13 protein-coding genes and 1 tRNA gene are annotated in these 17,001 nt (G+C 69.0%); 6 read left to right on the top strand and 8 right to left on the bottom strand.

The features are described 5' to 3' along the window. The first annotated feature begins 86 nt into the window (after positions 1-86). Together ACWYRN_RS19085 and ACWYRN_RS19090 are read left to right on the top strand one after the other, a co-directional pair. Positions 87-1,334 (top strand): aspartate kinase, encoded by a 1,248-nt coding sequence (locus tag ACWYRN_RS19085; RefSeq protein WP_488689191.1) that lies wholly within the window; start codon positions 87-89, stop codon positions 1,332-1,334. Between the two features lie 100 nt (positions 1,335-1,434). Then, positions 1,435-1,527: transfer RNA gene (locus tag ACWYRN_RS19090), tRNA-Ser, on the top strand. A 277-nt stretch (positions 1,528-1,804) separates the two neighbouring features. Here the strand turns inward: ACWYRN_RS19090 and ACWYRN_RS19095 are convergent. Further along, positions 1,805-3,193: a tetratricopeptide repeat protein gene (locus ACWYRN_RS19095; protein ID WP_488689192.1), complete on the bottom strand. Its 1,389-nt coding sequence runs from the start codon at positions 3,191-3,193 to the stop codon at positions 1,805-1,807. A gap of 427 nt (positions 3,194-3,620) precedes the next feature. Between ACWYRN_RS19095 and tssF the strand changes: the two genes are divergently transcribed. Then, positions 3,621-5,468 carry a type VI secretion system baseplate subunit TssF gene (gene tssF / locus ACWYRN_RS19100; RefSeq protein ID WP_488689194.1) on the top strand — a complete coding sequence of 616 codons (1,848 nt, stop codon included), beginning with the start codon at positions 3,621-3,623 and terminating at the stop codon, positions 5,466-5,468. Beyond that, positions 5,438-6,514 carry a type VI secretion system baseplate subunit TssG gene (tssG, locus tag ACWYRN_RS19105; protein ID WP_488689195.1) on the top strand — a complete coding sequence of 359 codons (1,077 nt, stop codon included), beginning with the start codon at positions 5,438-5,440 and terminating at the stop codon, positions 6,512-6,514. The genes tssF and tssG overlap by 31 nt, the downstream gene beginning before the upstream one ends. A gap of 38 nt (positions 6,515-6,552) precedes the next feature. Here tssG and ACWYRN_RS19110 read toward each other — a convergent pair whose 3' ends face one another. After that, positions 6,553-8,061, bottom strand: a complete 1,509-nt coding sequence (locus tag ACWYRN_RS19110) for an aryl-sulfate sulfotransferase (protein WP_488689196.1) — start codon at positions 8,059-8,061, stop codon at positions 6,553-6,555. A gap of 182 nt (positions 8,062-8,243) precedes the next feature. Between ACWYRN_RS19110 and ACWYRN_RS19115 the strand changes: the two genes are divergently transcribed. Beyond that, positions 8,244-10,739 (top strand): heavy metal translocating P-type ATPase, encoded by a 2,496-nt coding sequence (locus ACWYRN_RS19115; RefSeq protein ID WP_488689197.1) that lies wholly within the window; start codon positions 8,244-8,246, stop codon positions 10,737-10,739. Positions 10,740-10,768: 29 nt separating this feature from the next. Here ACWYRN_RS19115 and ACWYRN_RS19120 read toward each other — a convergent pair whose 3' ends face one another. The 5 genes from ACWYRN_RS19120 to ACWYRN_RS19140 form a co-directional block, all read right to left on the bottom strand. Further along, entirely contained in the window at positions 10,769-11,611 is an 843-nt protein-coding gene (locus ACWYRN_RS19120) for a hypothetical protein (RefSeq protein WP_488689198.1), read from the bottom strand. 89 nt (positions 11,612-11,700) lie between these two features. After that, positions 11,701-13,092, bottom strand: a complete 1,392-nt coding sequence (locus ACWYRN_RS19125) for a multicopper oxidase family protein (RefSeq protein WP_488689199.1) — start codon at positions 13,090-13,092, stop codon at positions 11,701-11,703. Beyond that, complete coding sequence (locus tag ACWYRN_RS19130) at positions 13,089-14,477, bottom strand: TolC family protein (protein ID WP_488689200.1); 1,389 nt, start codon at positions 14,475-14,477, stop codon at positions 13,089-13,091. The genes ACWYRN_RS19125 and ACWYRN_RS19130 overlap by 4 nt, the downstream gene beginning before the upstream one ends. Then, complete coding sequence (locus ACWYRN_RS19135; RefSeq protein WP_488689201.1) at positions 14,477-15,019, bottom strand: hypothetical protein; 543 nt, start codon at positions 15,017-15,019, stop codon at positions 14,477-14,479. Before ACWYRN_RS19135 ends, ACWYRN_RS19130 begins: the two co-directional genes overlap by 1 nt. Before the next feature lie 60 nt (positions 15,020-15,079). Next, positions 15,080-15,505, bottom strand: coding sequence for a DUF2946 family protein (locus ACWYRN_RS19140; protein WP_488689202.1), 426 nt, complete (start codon positions 15,503-15,505; stop codon positions 15,080-15,082). 154 nt (positions 15,506-15,659) lie between these two features. Here ACWYRN_RS19140 and ACWYRN_RS19145 point away from each other — a divergent pair, with 154 nt between their 5' ends. Continuing rightward, positions 15,660-16,064 carry a hypothetical protein gene (locus ACWYRN_RS19145; RefSeq protein WP_488689203.1) on the top strand — a complete coding sequence of 135 codons (405 nt, stop codon included), beginning with the start codon at positions 15,660-15,662 and terminating at the stop codon, positions 16,062-16,064. Here ACWYRN_RS19145 and ACWYRN_RS19150 read toward each other — a convergent pair. Then, a complete protein-coding gene (locus ACWYRN_RS19150) occupies positions 16,025-16,969 on the bottom strand; it encodes a cation diffusion facilitator family transporter (protein ID WP_488689204.1) in 945 nt (314 codons plus the stop codon). The genes ACWYRN_RS19145 and ACWYRN_RS19150 overlap by 40 nt on opposite strands. Positions 16,970-17,001 lie beyond the last annotated feature (32 nt).

Raw genomic sequence — 17,001 nt, forward strand, 5'->3', positions numbered from 1 at the left:
CGGACTTCCCTCTCTTGTGATTTTGCGATGCAGCATGCTAGAGTGATTATCCCCTTTTATCATTTTCAAGCTGGGAAGCTCCTTTTATGGCTTTAATTGTCCACAAATACGGTGGTACGTCGATGGGTTCGACGGACCGTATCAAGAACGTTGCGGCCCGCGTCGCCAAGTGGCATGACGCGGGGCACCAGATCGTCGTGGTGCCGTCGGCAATGTCGGGCGAAACCAACCGCCTGATCGGCCTGGCCAAGGCCATCATGGACCAGCCGGACCCGCGCGAACTGGACATGATCGCCTCGACCGGCGAGCAGGTATCGGTCGGCCTGCTGGCGATGGCGCTGCTGGCCATCGGCAAGGATGCCGTCTCCTACACCGGCTGGCAGGTCGGCATCCGCACCGATTCCTCGTTCACCAAGGCGCGCATCCAGTCGATCGGCGACTCGCGCGTGCGCGGCGACCTCGAGGCAGGTAAGATCGTCATCATCACCGGCTTCCAGGGCGTGGACGAGCAGGGCAACATCTCGACCCTGGGCCGCGGCGGTTCCGACACCTCGGCCGTGGCGATTGCCGCCGCGCTGAAGGCCGACGAATGCCTGATCTACACCGACGTCGACGGCGTCTACACGACCGACCCGCGCGTGGTCGACGAGGCGCGGCGCCTGGAAAAGATCACGTTTGAAGAAATGCTGGAGCTGGCTTCGCTCGGATCGAAAGTGCTGCAGACGCGCTCGGTCGAGTTCGCCGGTAACTACCAGGTCCCGACGCGTGTGCTGTCGTCGCTGACCGACCCCCTGATGCCATTGGCCGAGGAAGCCAATTCGGGCACCCTGATTTCGTTTGAGGAAGAAACCAACATGGAACAAGCCGTCATCTCCGGTATCGCTTTTCACCGTGATGAAGCCAAGATCACCGTCCTCGGCGTGCCGGACAAGCCCGGCGTCGCCTTCCACATCCTGGGCCCGGTGTCGGACGCGAACATCGAAGTGGACATGATCATCCAGAACCAATCGGTGGACGGCAAGACCGACTTCACCTTCACCGTCTCGCGCGGCGACTACCAGCGCGCCCTGGCGGTCCTGGAAAGCCAGAAGGAGCAGCTCGGCTACACCCGCATCGTCGGCGACGCCAAGGTCTCGAAGGTCTCGGCGGTGGGCGTGGGCATGCGCAGCCACGTCGGCGTTGCATCGCAGATGTTCCGCACCCTGGCCGACGAGAACATCAACATCATGATGATCTCGACATCCGAGATCAAGATTTCGGTGCTGATCGACGAAAAATACATGGAGCTGGCCGTTCGTGCCCTGCATAAAGCTTTTGATCTGGAGAAAGCTTAACTTTTTTCATATTTTTGGCCGTGCTTCCTTGACCAAACGGGGCGTGGCCATTAATATGCCTGCACTCAGCGACAACGAGCAACATTGTTAAGAGCTGATTGGAGACGTGGCCGAGTGGCCGAAGGCACATCCCTGCTAAGGATGCATACGGCTTATACCCGTATCGTGGGTTCGAATCCCACCGTCTCCGCCAGAGTTTCAAAGAAAAAAGCCACCGCAAGGTGGCTTTTTTCTTTCCCGCAGCAGCGCAGACGAGCAAGGCGCCTGCGCGCCTTGCGGGTAGGATTCGAAGCCGCGCGCGTACTCGCGCGCGGGCGGCCTGCAACATGTAGGCGAATCCCACCGTCTCCGCCAAAGTTTCAAAGAAAAAAGCCACCGCAAGGTGGCTTTTTTCTTTTCCCGCTTCCTGTTCCTACTCCTATTCCTGTTCGTCTTTCTCTTCGATTCCTGCTTTCGCTTTCGGCCCCGTGTTATTCCTCATGACGGTGTCCGCATCCGCAACCGTGCGTGTGCTGATGAAGATGTGGTGCGAGTGTGACCGTACGGACCTTTTCGCCGGCAGGACCCAGGGCAAGGATGTAATGCTGTTGCGCTACCGCGAGTAGCGGCGTTGCCCCGCGCTTGAATATTGCGTGGATATTGCGCGCCGCCTCAGGGGCAAGACGCAGGCAGCCCGATTTTCCGGTTCGTCCCTGCGCGATGCCGGCCAACTCTTCCGTCTCGTCGTCCCCGGTGTCCGGACCGTTCAACGCATGAATCCGCCAAGCATGGGCACGGCCGCTCTCCAGTTCGGGCACGCAAATGGTCCGCGCCAGCGGCTCTTTCAAGGACGGCCCATCTTCGGCGTTGCGCGCAAACGTCTCCAGGTACTCCAGGCGCGCGGCGGCGTCAAAGGCGTCGCGCTGCTCGTCGGGATGGAGCCGCATCAGCGCGTCCAGTGCCTGCTTGACCCTGCTCCGGTCGGTCGTGTCGCGGGCCGCCGCTTCCCAATACGCGGTCAGCCAGGACGACGCGCGCGTACTGCCAGCGGCGACGGCCTTTTCGTACCATTCCCGGGCCTGCTCCTGGCTCGCCGGCACGCCTTCGCCGGCCGCGTACAGGGCGCCCAGCTGTTCGCTGGACTTCGCATACCCCCCGCCGGCGCCGCGCTCCAGCCATGCGAGCATGGCCGGGTTGTCGCCGACCATGGCTGCCAGGCGCGCCCGTGCGTGTGTGGCAGACAGGCTGCCTGCGCTTGCGCCGCGTTCCGAGAGGGCGATTGCATCGGCGCAGGCGTTTGGGGGCGGCAGTTCGAACTGTCCCGACGCGCCACGGCTGGGGCGCGCGGCATGTTCGCAGTTGGCTGCCAGGGCATCGAGCGCTTTGGCGAGCGCATCGTCGGCGCGGGTACGTTCCCATTCGGCCTGGTAAGCCTGGGCCGCATGCGTGCACGCGCCGGGGTTACGTTCCTCGGTGCATGACATCCAGCGTGCGATATCGAGATCGGTGCTGGCCAGGTCGGCGCCGCCCATCTTTATCGCGCGCTGGAACAGCGCTGCCGCCTGGCCGGGTTGTTCGGCCTCGTGCAGGACGAGGCGCCCAAGCTGATTCATGGCCCGCGCGTGGCCATTCCTTGCGGCCTTTTCGTACAGTTCGAGGGCGCGTCCTGCGTCCTCGTCCACGCCCTTGCCGCCATGGTAGGCCTGGGCCAGGTAGAACTGCGCTTCGGCGTCGCCGGTTGCAGCAAGGCGCTCGGCCATCGGTACAAATTCTTCGTAGCGTGCCTTCTCAAATAAATCCTTCAGCGCGGCGCCAGGCGGATCGGCGGCGACGGACGAGCTGGTCCAGGCCAACAGTACCAGAATACCCAGGTATTTCATTGCAAGACTCCTTGGTGAAGGGCGACGGCAGCGAAGCCGGCCCGATGATGAAGAGGTAGATGCGCTGACGAGCTGGACGAGGTCGGGGCGCGAACTGCGCCATCCCGAGAGGCATCCCGTATCGCAGTCCCGGCGCTTCCAGGTCGGGACATGTCGCCATCCGGGCCGCCACGCTGCACCTGCCCGGCTGCAGAAGAAGCCTACCCAGGCTGCGCATCGGCATGGTGTGCGGGCGTAAAGGTTGCACCAAGGAAACCATGTGCTTTGTGCCTGCTCAGCGTTTTCGGCAAGGATGGAAAAAAACGGCAGCGTTTGCGCCGGGCCGATGTGCGACACCTGCCGTCCGACACCTGAGCGCCGTCAATGCCGGCCCACCGCCCCGATGGGAGCATGCATCTTGGTCTTCAGCAATTTTTGCGGAGAGCACATGGATGAGCTTCTGCGGTATTTCGAGGAAGAGCTGGGCCTGTTCGGGGAATTCGCGCGCGAGTTTGCGCGGCGCTATCCGAATCCCGCCGGCGCCCTGCACCTGGCCGGCGACAGTATCGAAGACCCCGGTGTCGCGCGCCTGATCCAGTCGGTGGCGCTGCTCAGCGCGCGCATCCACAAGCGGCTCGACGACGACTACCCGAAGTTCACCGAGTCGCTGCTCGAAAGCCTGTATCCGCACTACCTGCGGCCCTTGCCCTCGTATTCGGTCGCCCGCCTGGCCCAGGACGGTGCCGGCGACAGCGGCGAGTTCGCCGAGCTGGCGCGCGGCACGGCCCTGCGCAGCGTGCCGGTCGAAGGCACGATCTGCCACTTCCGCACCGTCTACCCGGTCCTGGCCGGGCCGCTGCGGGTCCTGCGCGCTTCCTTTGCGGCGCCGTTCGCCGCCGCGCGGCCGCCGGGTGCGGTGCGCCTGCCGCGCGGGGTGGGCGCCTGCATCGCGATCGAGTTCGGCGTGCGCGGTTCGCTCGGTGCGCTGTGCGCGCGCGGGATCGGACGCGTGCGCCTGTTCGTCGACGCCGACGCCTCGCTGCGCGCAGCCCTGCTCGACGCCCTGTTCATCCACGCGGCAGGGGCCTGGATCCAGGCCGCGGACGGCGCCTGGCAGGCGCTCGGGCGGGTGCCGCTGCAGCTGGCCGGCCTGGCGCCGGAGGACGCCATCCTGCCCGACAGCGGCCGCTCGCATCCGGCCTTTCGCCTGCTCACCGAGTACTTCAGCTATCCGGAAAAATTCGCCTTCGTCGAGGTCGACCTCGCGGCCATGGCGCGCGTGCTGCCGGCCGGCTGCGTGCGCTTCACGCTGCACCTGCCGCTGCACGCGCCGGCCGCCGACACACCCGAGGCACGCCTGCTGGCGCCGCTGTCGCCCCAGCACCTGCTGCCCGGCTGCACGCCGGTGGTGAACCTGTTCCGCAAGGGCGGCGATCCGATCCAGCTGTCCCACACCCGGGCCGACTATCCGCTGGCAGCCGATTCGGCGCACGCGGCCTCCTACGAAATCCACAGCATCGACCGGGTGCGCCTGGTGCGCGAAGCGCGCGCGGGAAGTGGAGCCAGCAGCATCACCGAGTTCGCGCCGCTGTACGCCGTGGGCCACGATGCGCCGGGAAGCGGCGGCGCGCACTTCTGGGTCGCGCGGCGCGACGAGACGCTGGCCCAGGTCAGTCCCGGGCACGAGGTCCGGCTGGCGCTGGTCGACGCCGATTTCCGGCCCAGCGAGGCGGCCGGGGCGACGGTGTCGACCGAACTCACCTGCAGCAACCGCGACCTGCCGGCGCAGTTGGGGGCGGGCGGCCCGGGCGCCGTCCTGATCGCCGAGTCGGCGTCGAACAGCGCGCCCTGGCGCCTGCTGCGCACGCCAACGCCGAGCCGCCGCTTCGACGGCAAGGGCGCGCACTGGCGCCTGATCGCCCATCTCTCGCTGAACCATGCCGGATTGACCGAGGCCGGGCTGGGCGACCTGCAGAAGATGCTGACCCTGTACGACTTGCCGAAGTCGGCCGGCGCGCGGCGCCAGATCGGCGGCATCGTGAAGCTGGAACACGGCAGCATGCGCGCCTGGATCCGCACCCGGCCGGTATCGACCCTGATGCCCGGCATCGGCATCCGCATGACGCTTGACGAAGACGCCTTTGCCGGCGCCAGCCTGTACGTGTTCGCCCAGGTGATGGACCGCTACTTTGCCCTGAACAGCCAGATCAACTGCTTCACCCGGCTCGAGATCGTCTCTGCCCGCAGCGGCCAGGAAATCCTCGCATGCGCCCCACACAGCGCCGAAGCGACGTGAGCGTGGGCCGCCTGGGCGTGGTCGAACGCCTGCTGGCGGCGCCGCAGGCCTTCGAGTTCGCCCAGGCGGTGACGATCCTGCTGCGCTGGCTGGAAGAGCAGGGCGTGCCGCGCGAGCAGGCCTGGCGCGCGCACTTACGCTTCGCGAACAGCCTGCGCCTGGGTTTCCCGGCGGGCGAGATCGAGGACCTGCGCGCGCTCGACACGGACGCGCCGCAGGCGCCGCAGTTCCTGCTCACGCCAGGCTTCATGGGCCTGCTTGGCGTCCATGGCGCGCTGCCCCTGCACGACACCGAGCGCATCCAGCAATGGCAATCGGCGCACGGGGACGAGGCGCCGCGCGCCTTTCTCGACATCCTGTCCGGGCGCATGCTGGCCCTGTACTACGGGGCCTGGAGCAAGCACCGCGTCGAACACGACCTGGCATACGGGGCTGACCGCTTCATGCCGCGCCTGCTGGCCCTGGCCGGAGCCGCCGGCAGTGGCGCGGCAACCGAAGCGGCAACCCGCGTGCCGGCGGCGTCGCTGGCCTACTTCGCGGGTTTACTGCACCAGCGCCCGCGCTCGGCGGCCGTGCTGCGCAGCCTGCTGGCGGGCTACTTCGGCGTGCCGGTAACGCTGCAGGAAACGGTGGGGCACTGGAGCCGCCTCGCCGTACATGAACAGAGCGCGCTCGGCGCCGCCCGCCTCGGCGACAACACGGTGCTCGGTGCGCGCAGCTGGCGTCCCGACCTGCGGGTGCGCCTGCGCATCGGGCCACTCGACCGGTCGCGCTTCGGCCGTTTCCTGCCCAGCGGCGACATGGCGGCCGCCCTGCACCAGCTGCTGGCCCAGTTCGCGGTGCCAGGCATCGAGTTCGAAGTGCAACTCATCCTGCGTGCAGCCGATGTCGGGCCGAGCCGGCTTGCCGGTGCGCAGTCGCTGCCGCCGCGGCTGGGCCGCGACAGCTTCGTGGTGACGGCGGCGGTCAGCGCGGACCGGGCGGACATGCGCTACCTGGTCCGCCCGATGGCGCCGCTGCCACCTTCGCCCGTCCCGCGCCGCTAGCGCTGCCGGCTCCGTGGCTGCGGCCTTGCGCCCGCGCCTTATTTCAGCACAATGCCCGTGAACGCGATGGGCTGGGCAATGAACACCGTTGCACAGTTCAAGGTCGGGTACTCGTAGTCGAAGGCGATTTGGCCGCTGCCGCTGATTGCGCGCAGCTTGCTGCGCGTGCGGCCTGCCGTCGCCGCGTACCCGATCAGGTAGTTGCCGGGCGTGGTTTCATAGGTGCTGGAACAGATGTCCGAATAGATCGGCGGTTCGGGAGCGTAGGTCCAGACCTCGGCAGCGGTGCGCTTCTTCTCGTCGATCGCGTAGCGCGAGGGTGTGCTGAAGTCGCGCGTGACCCCGGGTGCGGTGCCCGCCGGCTGGTTCAGGCTGCCCAGGCCGTTATTGAAGAGCAGCAGTTCGCCGTTCGGGGTGACCGAGAGCGTATGCTGGCCGATCGGCGCCTTGCCCGAGGTGAGTTCGAGCGCCAGTGCGCGCAGTGACGGATAATCGACATACCAGTGCTTGGTGGTGTCGCCGAACAGCCACTTGATCTTGCCGGTCTGGTAGTCGAGCTTAACGACGAAGTTTTCGCGGCTGGAGATCAGCAGCGAATCGTCGGCCGGCACGTAGATGGCGGAATTCATGTGGAACCAGTCGGTACCGTCGCGCACGAAGTTCGACGGATCGTCGCCACCGGCTTGCATGGCGGCGCGGAAGATCGGCCCGAGGTCCCATTCTTTCAGGATGGCGCCGTCGGTGCCGATTTCGACCAGGATGGATTCGATCTTCGGCACCCCGCCATCGTTCGCATCGAGCTCGGCGAGCAAGCCCTTCTTGCCGGCCGACAGGTCGTGGTGGAAGTTGGTATAGCGCGTAGAGGCGAGCGGAACGTTGGTAAAGGCGCCGGTCAGGTCGAAGCGGCGCAGTTCCGGCGCGACGGCGTTGCCGACATAAAAGGCGTCGCCGCTGAACCAGGTCGAGGGCGAGGAGTAGGGTTCGGCGCCCAGCCAGCGGAAATTGCCGTCGGTGTCGAGCACGACCGGCGCGTGGTTGCTGCTCTTGATGAGCATGTAGTCGAACCCCGGCGCCGCCGTGGCGCTGCGCGCGGTCCTGACGTCGGGCGTGTTGTAGACTGCGGCCTGCCCTGTATAGGCCGGCGTGGACACGCTCACCTGCTCGTCGTCGGTCGACTTGTCCTCGAATGCCGCGCTGACCGTGACGCCGTTGGCATACCCTGCATACAGCCCGAACACCGGAATGACGAGGCGCCGGTCGGCCGCGCGCCAGGCGCCGGTGCGCTCGATCCAGGCGCGGGTGTAGGTAGCGCTCATCGGCTTCGAAAAGGTGCCGGGCCGGGCGGCGATGGTGTACGACACGCTCGACAGGTGGGTAAAGTCGTCGAGCGAGAGTGTCAGGTTGGCGACGAAGGGCGTGGGGCCCGGCGCCTGGCCGACCACCTGCACGCGCGCCTCTTCGGCCTGGGAGTCGTCGTCGGAATGGCTGCAGGCTGCCAGCAGCAGGCAGGGTGAAACGAGCAATACGGTACGCAATGCGGTCTTCATGCATCCTCCAGGAAGTGGGATACTGACGAGTTACAGCTTCGACGCCGCCTCTGCCGTAAAGTTCTGGCAGGACGGCGATGCCACCGACCGGCTCAATCGTCTTCGCCATGCTGCCCGGCAGCGGCGCTTGACCTTCCCACGATGGGAAGCAATATGCTGTGGGTATCGGAAGGAGATGAACCATGAACAACAGCCTCGAACAGCATGCCAAGCCCGGCGCGGCAAGCTTTGATATTTCCGGGATGACATGCGCATCCTGCGTGGCGCGTGTGGAGAAGGCGCTACGCGCGGTGCCCGGGGTCGAGGACGCGAGCGTCAACCTGGCCCTCGAGCGCGCCAGCGTGCGCGGCGCGGCGGACAGCGCCGCCATCGTCGACGCCGTGCGCAGGGCCGGCTACGAGGCCGCCGCGATCGAGGCCGCGCCGCTGCGCGCCTCCGCGCCGGCGCGCGCCCTGCCGGCCTGGTGGCCGGTGGCCGCCGCCGCGCTGCTGAGCGCGCCGCTGATGCTGCCGATGCTCGGCCAGCTGGCCGGCGCCGGCTGGACGCTGCCGGGCTGGCTGCAATGGCTGCTGGCCACCCCGGTGCAGTTCTGGCTCGGCGCGCGCTTCTACCGCGCCGGCTGGAAGGCGCTGCGCGCCGGCGCCGGCAACATGGACCTGCTGGTCGCGCTCGGCACCAGCGCGGCCTACGGCCTGTCGGTCTACCTGCTGCTGGCCGGCGGGCACGGCGCCGCCCACCTGTATTTCGAATCCTCGGCGGTCGTCATCACCCTGGTCCTGCTCGGCAAGTGGCTGGAAGCGCGCGCCCGGCGCCAGACCCTGGAAGCGATCGGCGCGCTGGAATCGCTGCGCGCCACCGAGGCCCTGGTGCGGCGCGGCGGCCAGGACCGCTTGATCGACGCCGGCGCGCTACGCATTGGCGACCTGCTGCTGGTGCGGCCGGGCGAGCGCGTCGCCGCCGACGGCGTGGTGGAAGAGGGCCGCAGCCACCTCGACGAATCGCTGCTCACCGGCGAGAGCCTGCCGCTGGCCAAGGGGCCGGGCGAGCGCGTCACCGGGGGCGCCGTGAACGGCGAAGGCCTGCTGCTGGTACGCGTGACGGCGGTCGGCGCGGCGACCCTGCTGTCGCAGATCATCCGCCAGGTGGAAGACGCGCAGGCGGTCAAGGCGCCGGTCCAGCGCCTGGTCGACCGTGTCAGCGCGGTGTTCGTGCCGGCCGTGCTGGTGATTTCCGCGATCACCTTTGTCGGCTGGTGGCTGGCCACCGGCGACTGGCAGGGCGCGCTGCTGAACGCGGTGGCGGTGCAGGTGATCGCCTGCCCCTGCGCGCTGGGCCTGGCGACGCCGACCGCGATCATGGTCGGCACCGGCGTGGCGGCGCGTCACGGCATCCTGATCCGCGACGCCGAGGCGCTGGAAACCGCGCATGCGGTCGATACCGTGGTGTTCGACAAGACCGGCACCCTGACCGAGGGCCGGCCGGTCGTTGCCGCGATCGAGAGCGGGCAGCCCGAACTGGCGCTGGCGCTGGCGGCCGCCGTGCAGCGGGCCAGCAGCCATCCGCTGGCGCACGCCGTGGGCGAGCTGGCCCGGCAGCGCGGCCTGGTCCTGCAGCCGGCCGGCGCGGCCCAGGCCCTGCCGGGGCGCGGCGTGCAGGCGGTCGTGGACGGCGCGCGCGTCTGGCTCGGCAACGCGCGCCTGGCCGCGGAACTCGGCGCCGCGCTTGGGCCGTGGCAGGAGGTGGCCGCGCGCCACGAAGCCGAAGGCCGGACCGTGTCCTGGCTGCTGCGCGAGCAGGGCGGCCAGCCTGAGGTGCTGGGCCTGCTCGCCTTTGGCGACCGCGTGCGCGCCACGGCGCCGGCCGCGGTGGCGCGCCTGCAGGCGATGGGTGTGCGCACCAGCATGCTGACCGGCGATAACCAGGGCGCGGCGCGCGCGGTGGCGGCGGCGGTCGGCATCGAGGATTTCGCCGCCGGGGTCCTGCCTGGCGAAAAGGCCGAGCACGTGCAGCGTGCGCTCGCGGCCGGGCGCAAGGTGGCGATGGTCGGTGACGGCATCAACGATGCGCCGGCCCTGGCCGCGGCGGGCGTCGGCATCGCCATGGCCGGCGGCACCGACGTCGCCATGCATACCGCCGGCATCACGCTGATGCGCGCCGATCCAACCCTGGTGGCGGACGCCATCGCGGTGTCGCAGCGCACCTACCGCAAGATCCGCCAGAACCTGGGCTGGGCCTTTGCCTACAATGTCGTCGGCATTCCGCTGGCCGCCTTTGGCCTGCTGAACCCGATGCTGGCCGGCGCCGCCATGGCGCTCAGCTCAGTGAGCGTGGTCAGCAACGCGCTGCTGCTGCGGCGCTGGCGGCCGGCCGCGCCGCATCGGGCGGCGCCCGCACCATCGGGCATGCATGCGGCAAGCATGCCATCATCAACGGGCGGGACCAGCCTGCCCCCATCGAAAGGAGAACACACCATGTACGAACTGACTGTCGAAGGCATGAGCTGCGGCCATTGCGTGGGCCGCGTGACGAAAACTGTGCAGGGCATCGACGCCGCCGCCAAAGTCGAGATCGACCTGCCGACGGGGAAGGTGAAGATCGACAGCAGCGCCGACCTGGACCGGATCGCGGCGGCGATCGACGACGCCGGCTATCCGGTGACGGCGCGCGCGGCGGCCTGACGCGCCAAGGGACGATTCCGGCGGCGATCTCAGGCCGCAATCTCGGGCAGCGACGTCAGTCCACGCCCGATCTTTTCGCAATCCTCGGCCGTCGGCTTGCGGTCCTGGCTGATGCCGAGGCTGCCGACGGTCCAGGCTTGCAGCCGTTGCTGCTCGTCGCGCACCACTGCGCTGGCGGCAGCGGCATCGCTGCGGCTGGAACGCGCCATCATCACCACGGCCGCCTGGTCGAGCGCCGGCTTGTGCGTCGCCTGCCAGGCGCCGTAGGCATCCTGCACGCCCGGTCCGGCGGCGGGGAAGGTACGTGCGCAGAACGTCACGATCCCGCCCAGCAGGTCCTTGCGCGCCATGAGCCGCGTCAGGCGTTCTTCTTCGGCGGAGAGCGGCGCAGCAGGGGTCGCCGGCGCTGTGGGCACGGCGGCCTGTAGGTCGCGGTAGAAATCCTTCGGGTCTTTCGGGTTGGCCTGGATCTGCGCCACCTTGGCGAGGAAATCGCTGCTGTCCTCGAGCCTGCCGCCGACGGTCCCGATCGCCGTGCCGCGCCGGAATACCATCTGCTCGGGCAGGCCGATCGGCTTGGGGAGCTTGCCGAAATCCGGGAACCTGTGCCACACCGGCCACTGCACGCGCACGTACCTGACCCTGGCATCGCGCGCCGGCGCGACGGCCTTGTCGAAGGCCCTGTCGGCGCCGATGCAGTAGCGGCACTTGGGGTCGGGCGAGGTGAACTGCACCACGACGGTGTCGTTCCTGGCCAGGAAGGCGGGCAGGTCCTGCATGCGCACTTCCTGCACGCGGGCAGCATGGGCGGGGAGGGCGGCAGCGCCGGCCAGGACAGCGGCAAGAATGCATCCGGTACGAGAGAGGGTCATGGAAAGAAAGGCTGGAAGTCGACAGTTAGATTGTCGATTATTCAAGCCTTTCCTTCAATGCGGCCTGCATGGGTGCGCCAAAAAACGCCTCAATGCCGGTGTTGCTGCGGCTTGCGCGCCGATGCCGCGCCTTCTGCTGGAGCGGGCGCCGTGCCCGGTGCCTGTGCGGCCGGCGGCAGGTCGCCATGCCACTCGCGCGCCACCGTGCCGGCCGGGTGCCGGTACCAGCCCGGGTCGCGGTAGTCGCCGCGCGCCAGCCCCTCGCGCACCTTCAGCACCGTGAACATCCCGCCCATTTCCAGGTTGCCAAAGGGGCCGCGCCCGGTCATCATCGGCAGGGTGTTTTCCGGCAGCGGCATTCGCATGTCGCCCATCGAGCCACCCTTGTCGCCCATCACCATGTAGCCGGGGATCAGGTCGTTGATCTTCTCGGCCACGCCGCGGTGGTCGACGCCGATCAGGTTCGGCACCTCGTGGCCCATCGCGTTCATGGTGTGGTGCGACTTGTGGCAGTGGAAGGCCCAGTCGCCGGGATTGTCGGCCACGAACTCGATGGCGCGCATCTGGCCCACGGCGACGTCGACGCTCACTTCCGGCCAGCGTGCTTCCGGCCGCACCCAGCCGCCGTCGGTGCCGGCCACCTCGAAGCGGTGCCCGTGCAGGTGGATCGGGTGGTTCGTCATGGTGAGGTTGCCGACGCGGATGCGTACCCGGTCGCCCAGGCGCGCCACCATCGGATCGACGCCGGGGAAGACGCGGCTGTTCATGGTCCACAAATTAAAGTCGAGCATGGTGTTGGTGCGCGGCGTGTAGCTGCCCGGCTCGATGTCGAAGGCGCCGAGCAGCATCACGTAGTCGCGCTCGACCGCATGCTGGCGCGGGTCCTTCGGATGGGTGACCCAGGAGCCCATCATCCCCATCGCCATCTGCTGCATCTCGTCGGCGTGCGGGTGGTACATGAAGGTGCCGGCATGGCGCGCCACGAATTCGTAGACGAAGGTCTTGCCCGGGGCGATGCCGGGCTGGGTCAGGCCGGTCACGCCATCCATCCCGCAAGGCAGGATCTGGCCGTGCCAGTGGATGCTGGTGTGCTCGGGCAGCTTGTTGGTGACGAAAATGCGCACCCGGTCGCCCTCGACCACCTCGATGGTCGGGCCCGGGCTCTGGCCGTTGTAGCCCCACAGGTTGGCCTGCATGCCGGGGGCGAGCTCGCGTACCACGGGCTCGGCCACCAGGTGGAATTCCTTGACGCCGTCCTTCATGCGCCAGGGCAGGGACCAGCCATTCAGGGTGACGACCGGGTGGTAGGGGCGGCCGTTGGGCGGGGCCAGCGGGGCGGCGGTGGCGCCCGGCGACGCCGCAGCGGCTTGGGTGTGCGCTGCGTACGGCGCTTCCGGCAGGCCGGCCGCGGCGGCGCGGCTGACCGCCGCGGCGCCGACCAGGGTGCCGGCGCCGCCGAGGAATGCTCTGCGGGTGGTCATGGTGCATGTTCCTTGTGTTCGTTGGTGGCGGCCTGCGGCGCGGGGCCGCCCAGGGCCAGCTGCAATGCCGCTTCCTGTATCCAGAATTCCTTCAGGGCCTCGATGGCGGCGTTCACGGCGCCGGCCTGTTCGCGCGCATCGAGCAGCAGCTCGAAGGTGCTGGCCAGCATGCCGTTGTAGCGCAACAGGACTTCGGCGGAGATCTTCTTGCGCAGCGGGAGGACTTCGTCGCGGTAGTGGCGCGCCAGGTCCCAGCCGCCGCGGTAGGCCAGGTAGCGTTCGCGCGCCTCGCTGCGCGCATTGACCGCGGTTTCGGCCACGCGCCGCAGCGACTGCATGTAGAGCGCCTCGGCGCGCGCGCTGCGGGCGCCGCCCCAGTCGAACAGCGGCAGTTCCAGCGACACTTCGTAGCCGCGCGCGCGCGGTTCGCCGGTCTCGCTCTTGCGCTCCAGGCCGAGCTCGAACACGTTGACGAAGCGCGTGGCGCGGGTCAGGCCGAGATTCGCCGCCGTGCTGGCCGCCTGCTGGCGCGCGGCCTGGACGTCGGCGCGGCGCTCCAGCGCAAGACGCTCGGTCGCGCCGGGCTCCAGTGGCGCGGCGGGCAGGTCGGGCAGGCGCTCCGGCAGCGTGAAGGCGGTTTGTTCGCCCCACAGGCCGAGCAGGCGCGCCAGGCGTTCGCGGCTGGCCACCAGCGCCTGCTCGGCACGCATGACGCCGGCGGCGGCTTCGGCATGGAACAGCTGTTCGCGCGCGCCGTCGAGGGCGCTGGCGTTGCCGGAGCGGGTCATGCGGCCGGTCAGCGCGGCGCTGGCTTCGGCGGCGGCGTTCACGCGCCGCGCGTAGTCCAGGCCCTGGCGCGCGGCCACCGCCTCGGCCCAGGCGCGCCGGGTCTCGAAGGCGTGGCGCTCGATGGCGGCGCCCACGTCCAGGATCGCCTGGTCGAAGCGCGCCTGTTCCAGCCGCCGCGACAGGGGCAGGGTCAGCGCCTGCACCAGGTTGACGGTGAGCGAGCGTTCGATCTCGACCGACCCGCCGCCGGCGCTGCGCTTGAAGCCGAAGCCCGGGTTCTGCAGGCGCGCGGCCTGGGCCAGGTCGGCCTGGGCGATGCCGGCGTCCCAGTAGCTGGCTTGCAGGCCCGGGTGGTTCAGCAGGGCGATGCGCACCGCGTCTTCACGGCCCAGCGGCTGCGCCAGCAGGGTGCGCACGGTGTCGGCGACCGCGCGTTCGTCGGCCTCGGTGCGCACCAGCTTCGCTTCGGCGCCGGTGCGCGCACGGGCCGCGTCGGCGACGGCGGCAAACCCGCCATCCGGCGCCACGCCGACGCAGCCCGCCAGCAGTGCGGCGGCGCCGGCCAGGGCGCCGCGTGTCACGAGGGCGGCTGGCATCAGTGCTGCCCCTGGTGCTGGTGCGCCGGCGCGGCTGGGCGGTGGCCGGCGTGCGGGTCGGCAGGTGCTGCAGCAGGCATGGCGTGACCGGCATGCGGATCGGCCGGGGCAGCAGGCATGGCGTGCCCGGCGTGCGGATCGGCCGGTGCTGGAGCCGGCATGGCGTGACCGGCGTGTGGATCGGCTGGTGAAGAAGCAGGCATGGCGTGCCCGGCATGCGGATCGGCCGGTGCCGCAGCAGGCATGGCGTGCCCGGCGTGCGGATCGGCGCCGTGCATCGCGTGGCCGTGGCCCGGCGTGGCCGCGACGATGCGGTTCTGTTCCTTCCAGGCCTGGTCGGGCGTGGCCGGTTCGGCCGGGCGCGGCTGGTAGGCGGCGCCGGTCTGGTAGCGCGTCGGCGGCACCGGCGCGTTCGGGTCGGCGGCGGGCACGCTGGCGGCGTGGGCGGCATGGAAGCTGGCGGCCAGCAGGCCGGCGCTCAGGAAAGCTGAAGACGCGCGGGATGGCGCAATGCGCGCAATGCGCAAGATGGCGGATGGCATGGAATCCTCTCTGGTTGCATACGACAGGGCCGCGCGGCAAGCGGCGCGGCAAGCGGCAAATCAGGCGAGGACGAAGCGGGGAGGTCGTTCGGGCAGGTCGAGGTCGACCGAGGGCAGGAGCCCGGCCGAGAACGGAGCCGCCAGGCGCGGCGGCGCATGCACCGGCAGGGCGAGGACGGGCGCCGGCACGATGGCCGCACCGATCGAGCAGGCCGAGCAGGCGCCGCACTTGGCGTTGCCGTGGTGCTGGGGCGAATGATGGCCGTCGTCCGCATCCGCGCCCGCAGCCGGCATGGCGTGGTGCTGGCCGCCATGCGTGCCGTGATGCGCATGCTCCGCGCCCATGTCCGCCGCGGCGGACGAAGCCGGCGCCGGATGCCCCATGTTGCCCACCCCGCAGCCGAGCATGGCCGCCGCGGCGACTCCCTGGAAGGGAACCGCCAGCAGGACCAGCCACAGGGTCAGGGTGCGCAAGAGGGTATTCACGCGGCCATTCTAGCACGCTGCCCCGGCGATATGGCGGCGGGGGGCCTGCAGCCATCCTCTCTGCCGGCTCCCGCAATTCTTGATTGCCAGCATAAATACCTGCTGATAAAATGTTGCTCGTTAGTCAATCAGTGTTGAACAGAGGACCACACAGATGGCCTGGATCGCCCAGCTCCTGGTTCCGCGCCGCCGCAAGAACCGGCGCGAACTCGCCGACCGCGCCGCCGAGGTGGTCAGGCAGGTCCTGTTCGACATCGGCGTCGAGCGTTTCCTGAGCGGGACCATGCTGGTCGACCGCCAGTACCGGGTGCGCTTCGTGAGCGGCAAGCTGCCCGGCGGCGGCGCCCTTGCCGCGGTGCCGGTGACGGCGCTGGCGCGCGCCCATGCGCTGCAGGCGAGCGTGCCGCAACTGCCGGCCCTGGCTGCCTTCCACCAGCACGACCTGGCCCTGCTGGTCGACGAACTGATGGCCGCGCTGCTGGCGCAATCGGCCCTGCTGCGGGCCTTGCCCGAACAGCGCTACCGGCTGGCCGAGCGCAGCGCCGCCGCCTCGAAATAAACGCGCCGGATCGCCGGATCGAATTCCCTCACCGCGGCTTCCAGGCGGGCGATCGCCAGGTCGACTTCATCGATGCGCATGCCGCGCCGGAAGCGCACGGCGGCGGTCAGCAGCACGTCGTCGGGACCGAGCTGCATGGTCATCAGCTGGCCCACGGTTTCCAGTGCGGGGTCGGCGCGGAAGATGTCCTTCAGCTGGCCGGTCTGTTCCACGCCCACGCTCTCTCCCACCAGCAGGCCGCCGGTCTCCCGCGCCAGGGTCCAGGCCGCGCCCACCAGCAGCAGCCCGATCGCGATCGAGGCGGCCGGGTCGATGTAGGGATTGTCCAGCAGGTGCCCGAGCCAGATGCCGCCGGCCGCGACCAGGATGCCGAGCAGGGCCGCGCTGTCCTCGATGAAGACGGTGAACACCGAGGCATCCTTGCTGGCCTTGACGGTCTGCCAGAGCGTGGCGCCGGGCAGGCGGTTGCTGTTCAGTGCGCGCCGCGAAACGTTCCAGCTGTATCCTTCGAACAGGAAGGCAACGCCCAGCACCACGTAGTTCCAGAACGGGTCTTCGAGCGGCGCCGGTTCCTGCAGGCTGTGGATGCCGTGGTAGATCGACAGCCCGCCGCCCAGCGTGAACACGGACAAGGCCACGATCAGGGCCCAGAAATACACGGCCTTGCCGTAGCCGAAGGGGTGGCGCGCGTCGGGCTTGCGGCCTGCGATTTTCTCGCCGACCAGCAGCAGGAGTTCGTTGCCGGTGTCGACCGCCGAGTGGATGCCTTCGGCCAGCATGGCGGCGCTGCCGGTGACGGCGGCCACCGAGAACTTGGCGGCGGCGATGCCGAGGTTGGCGACGATGGCGGCGTAGATGACCTTGCGGCTGTCGGTAACGGGTTTTGTGTTCTTGTTGTTGGACATAAAAGGGGAGATATTCTTAGTGAAGCCGAGCT

The organism is Massilia sp. BAP21 (assembly GCF_057801335.1).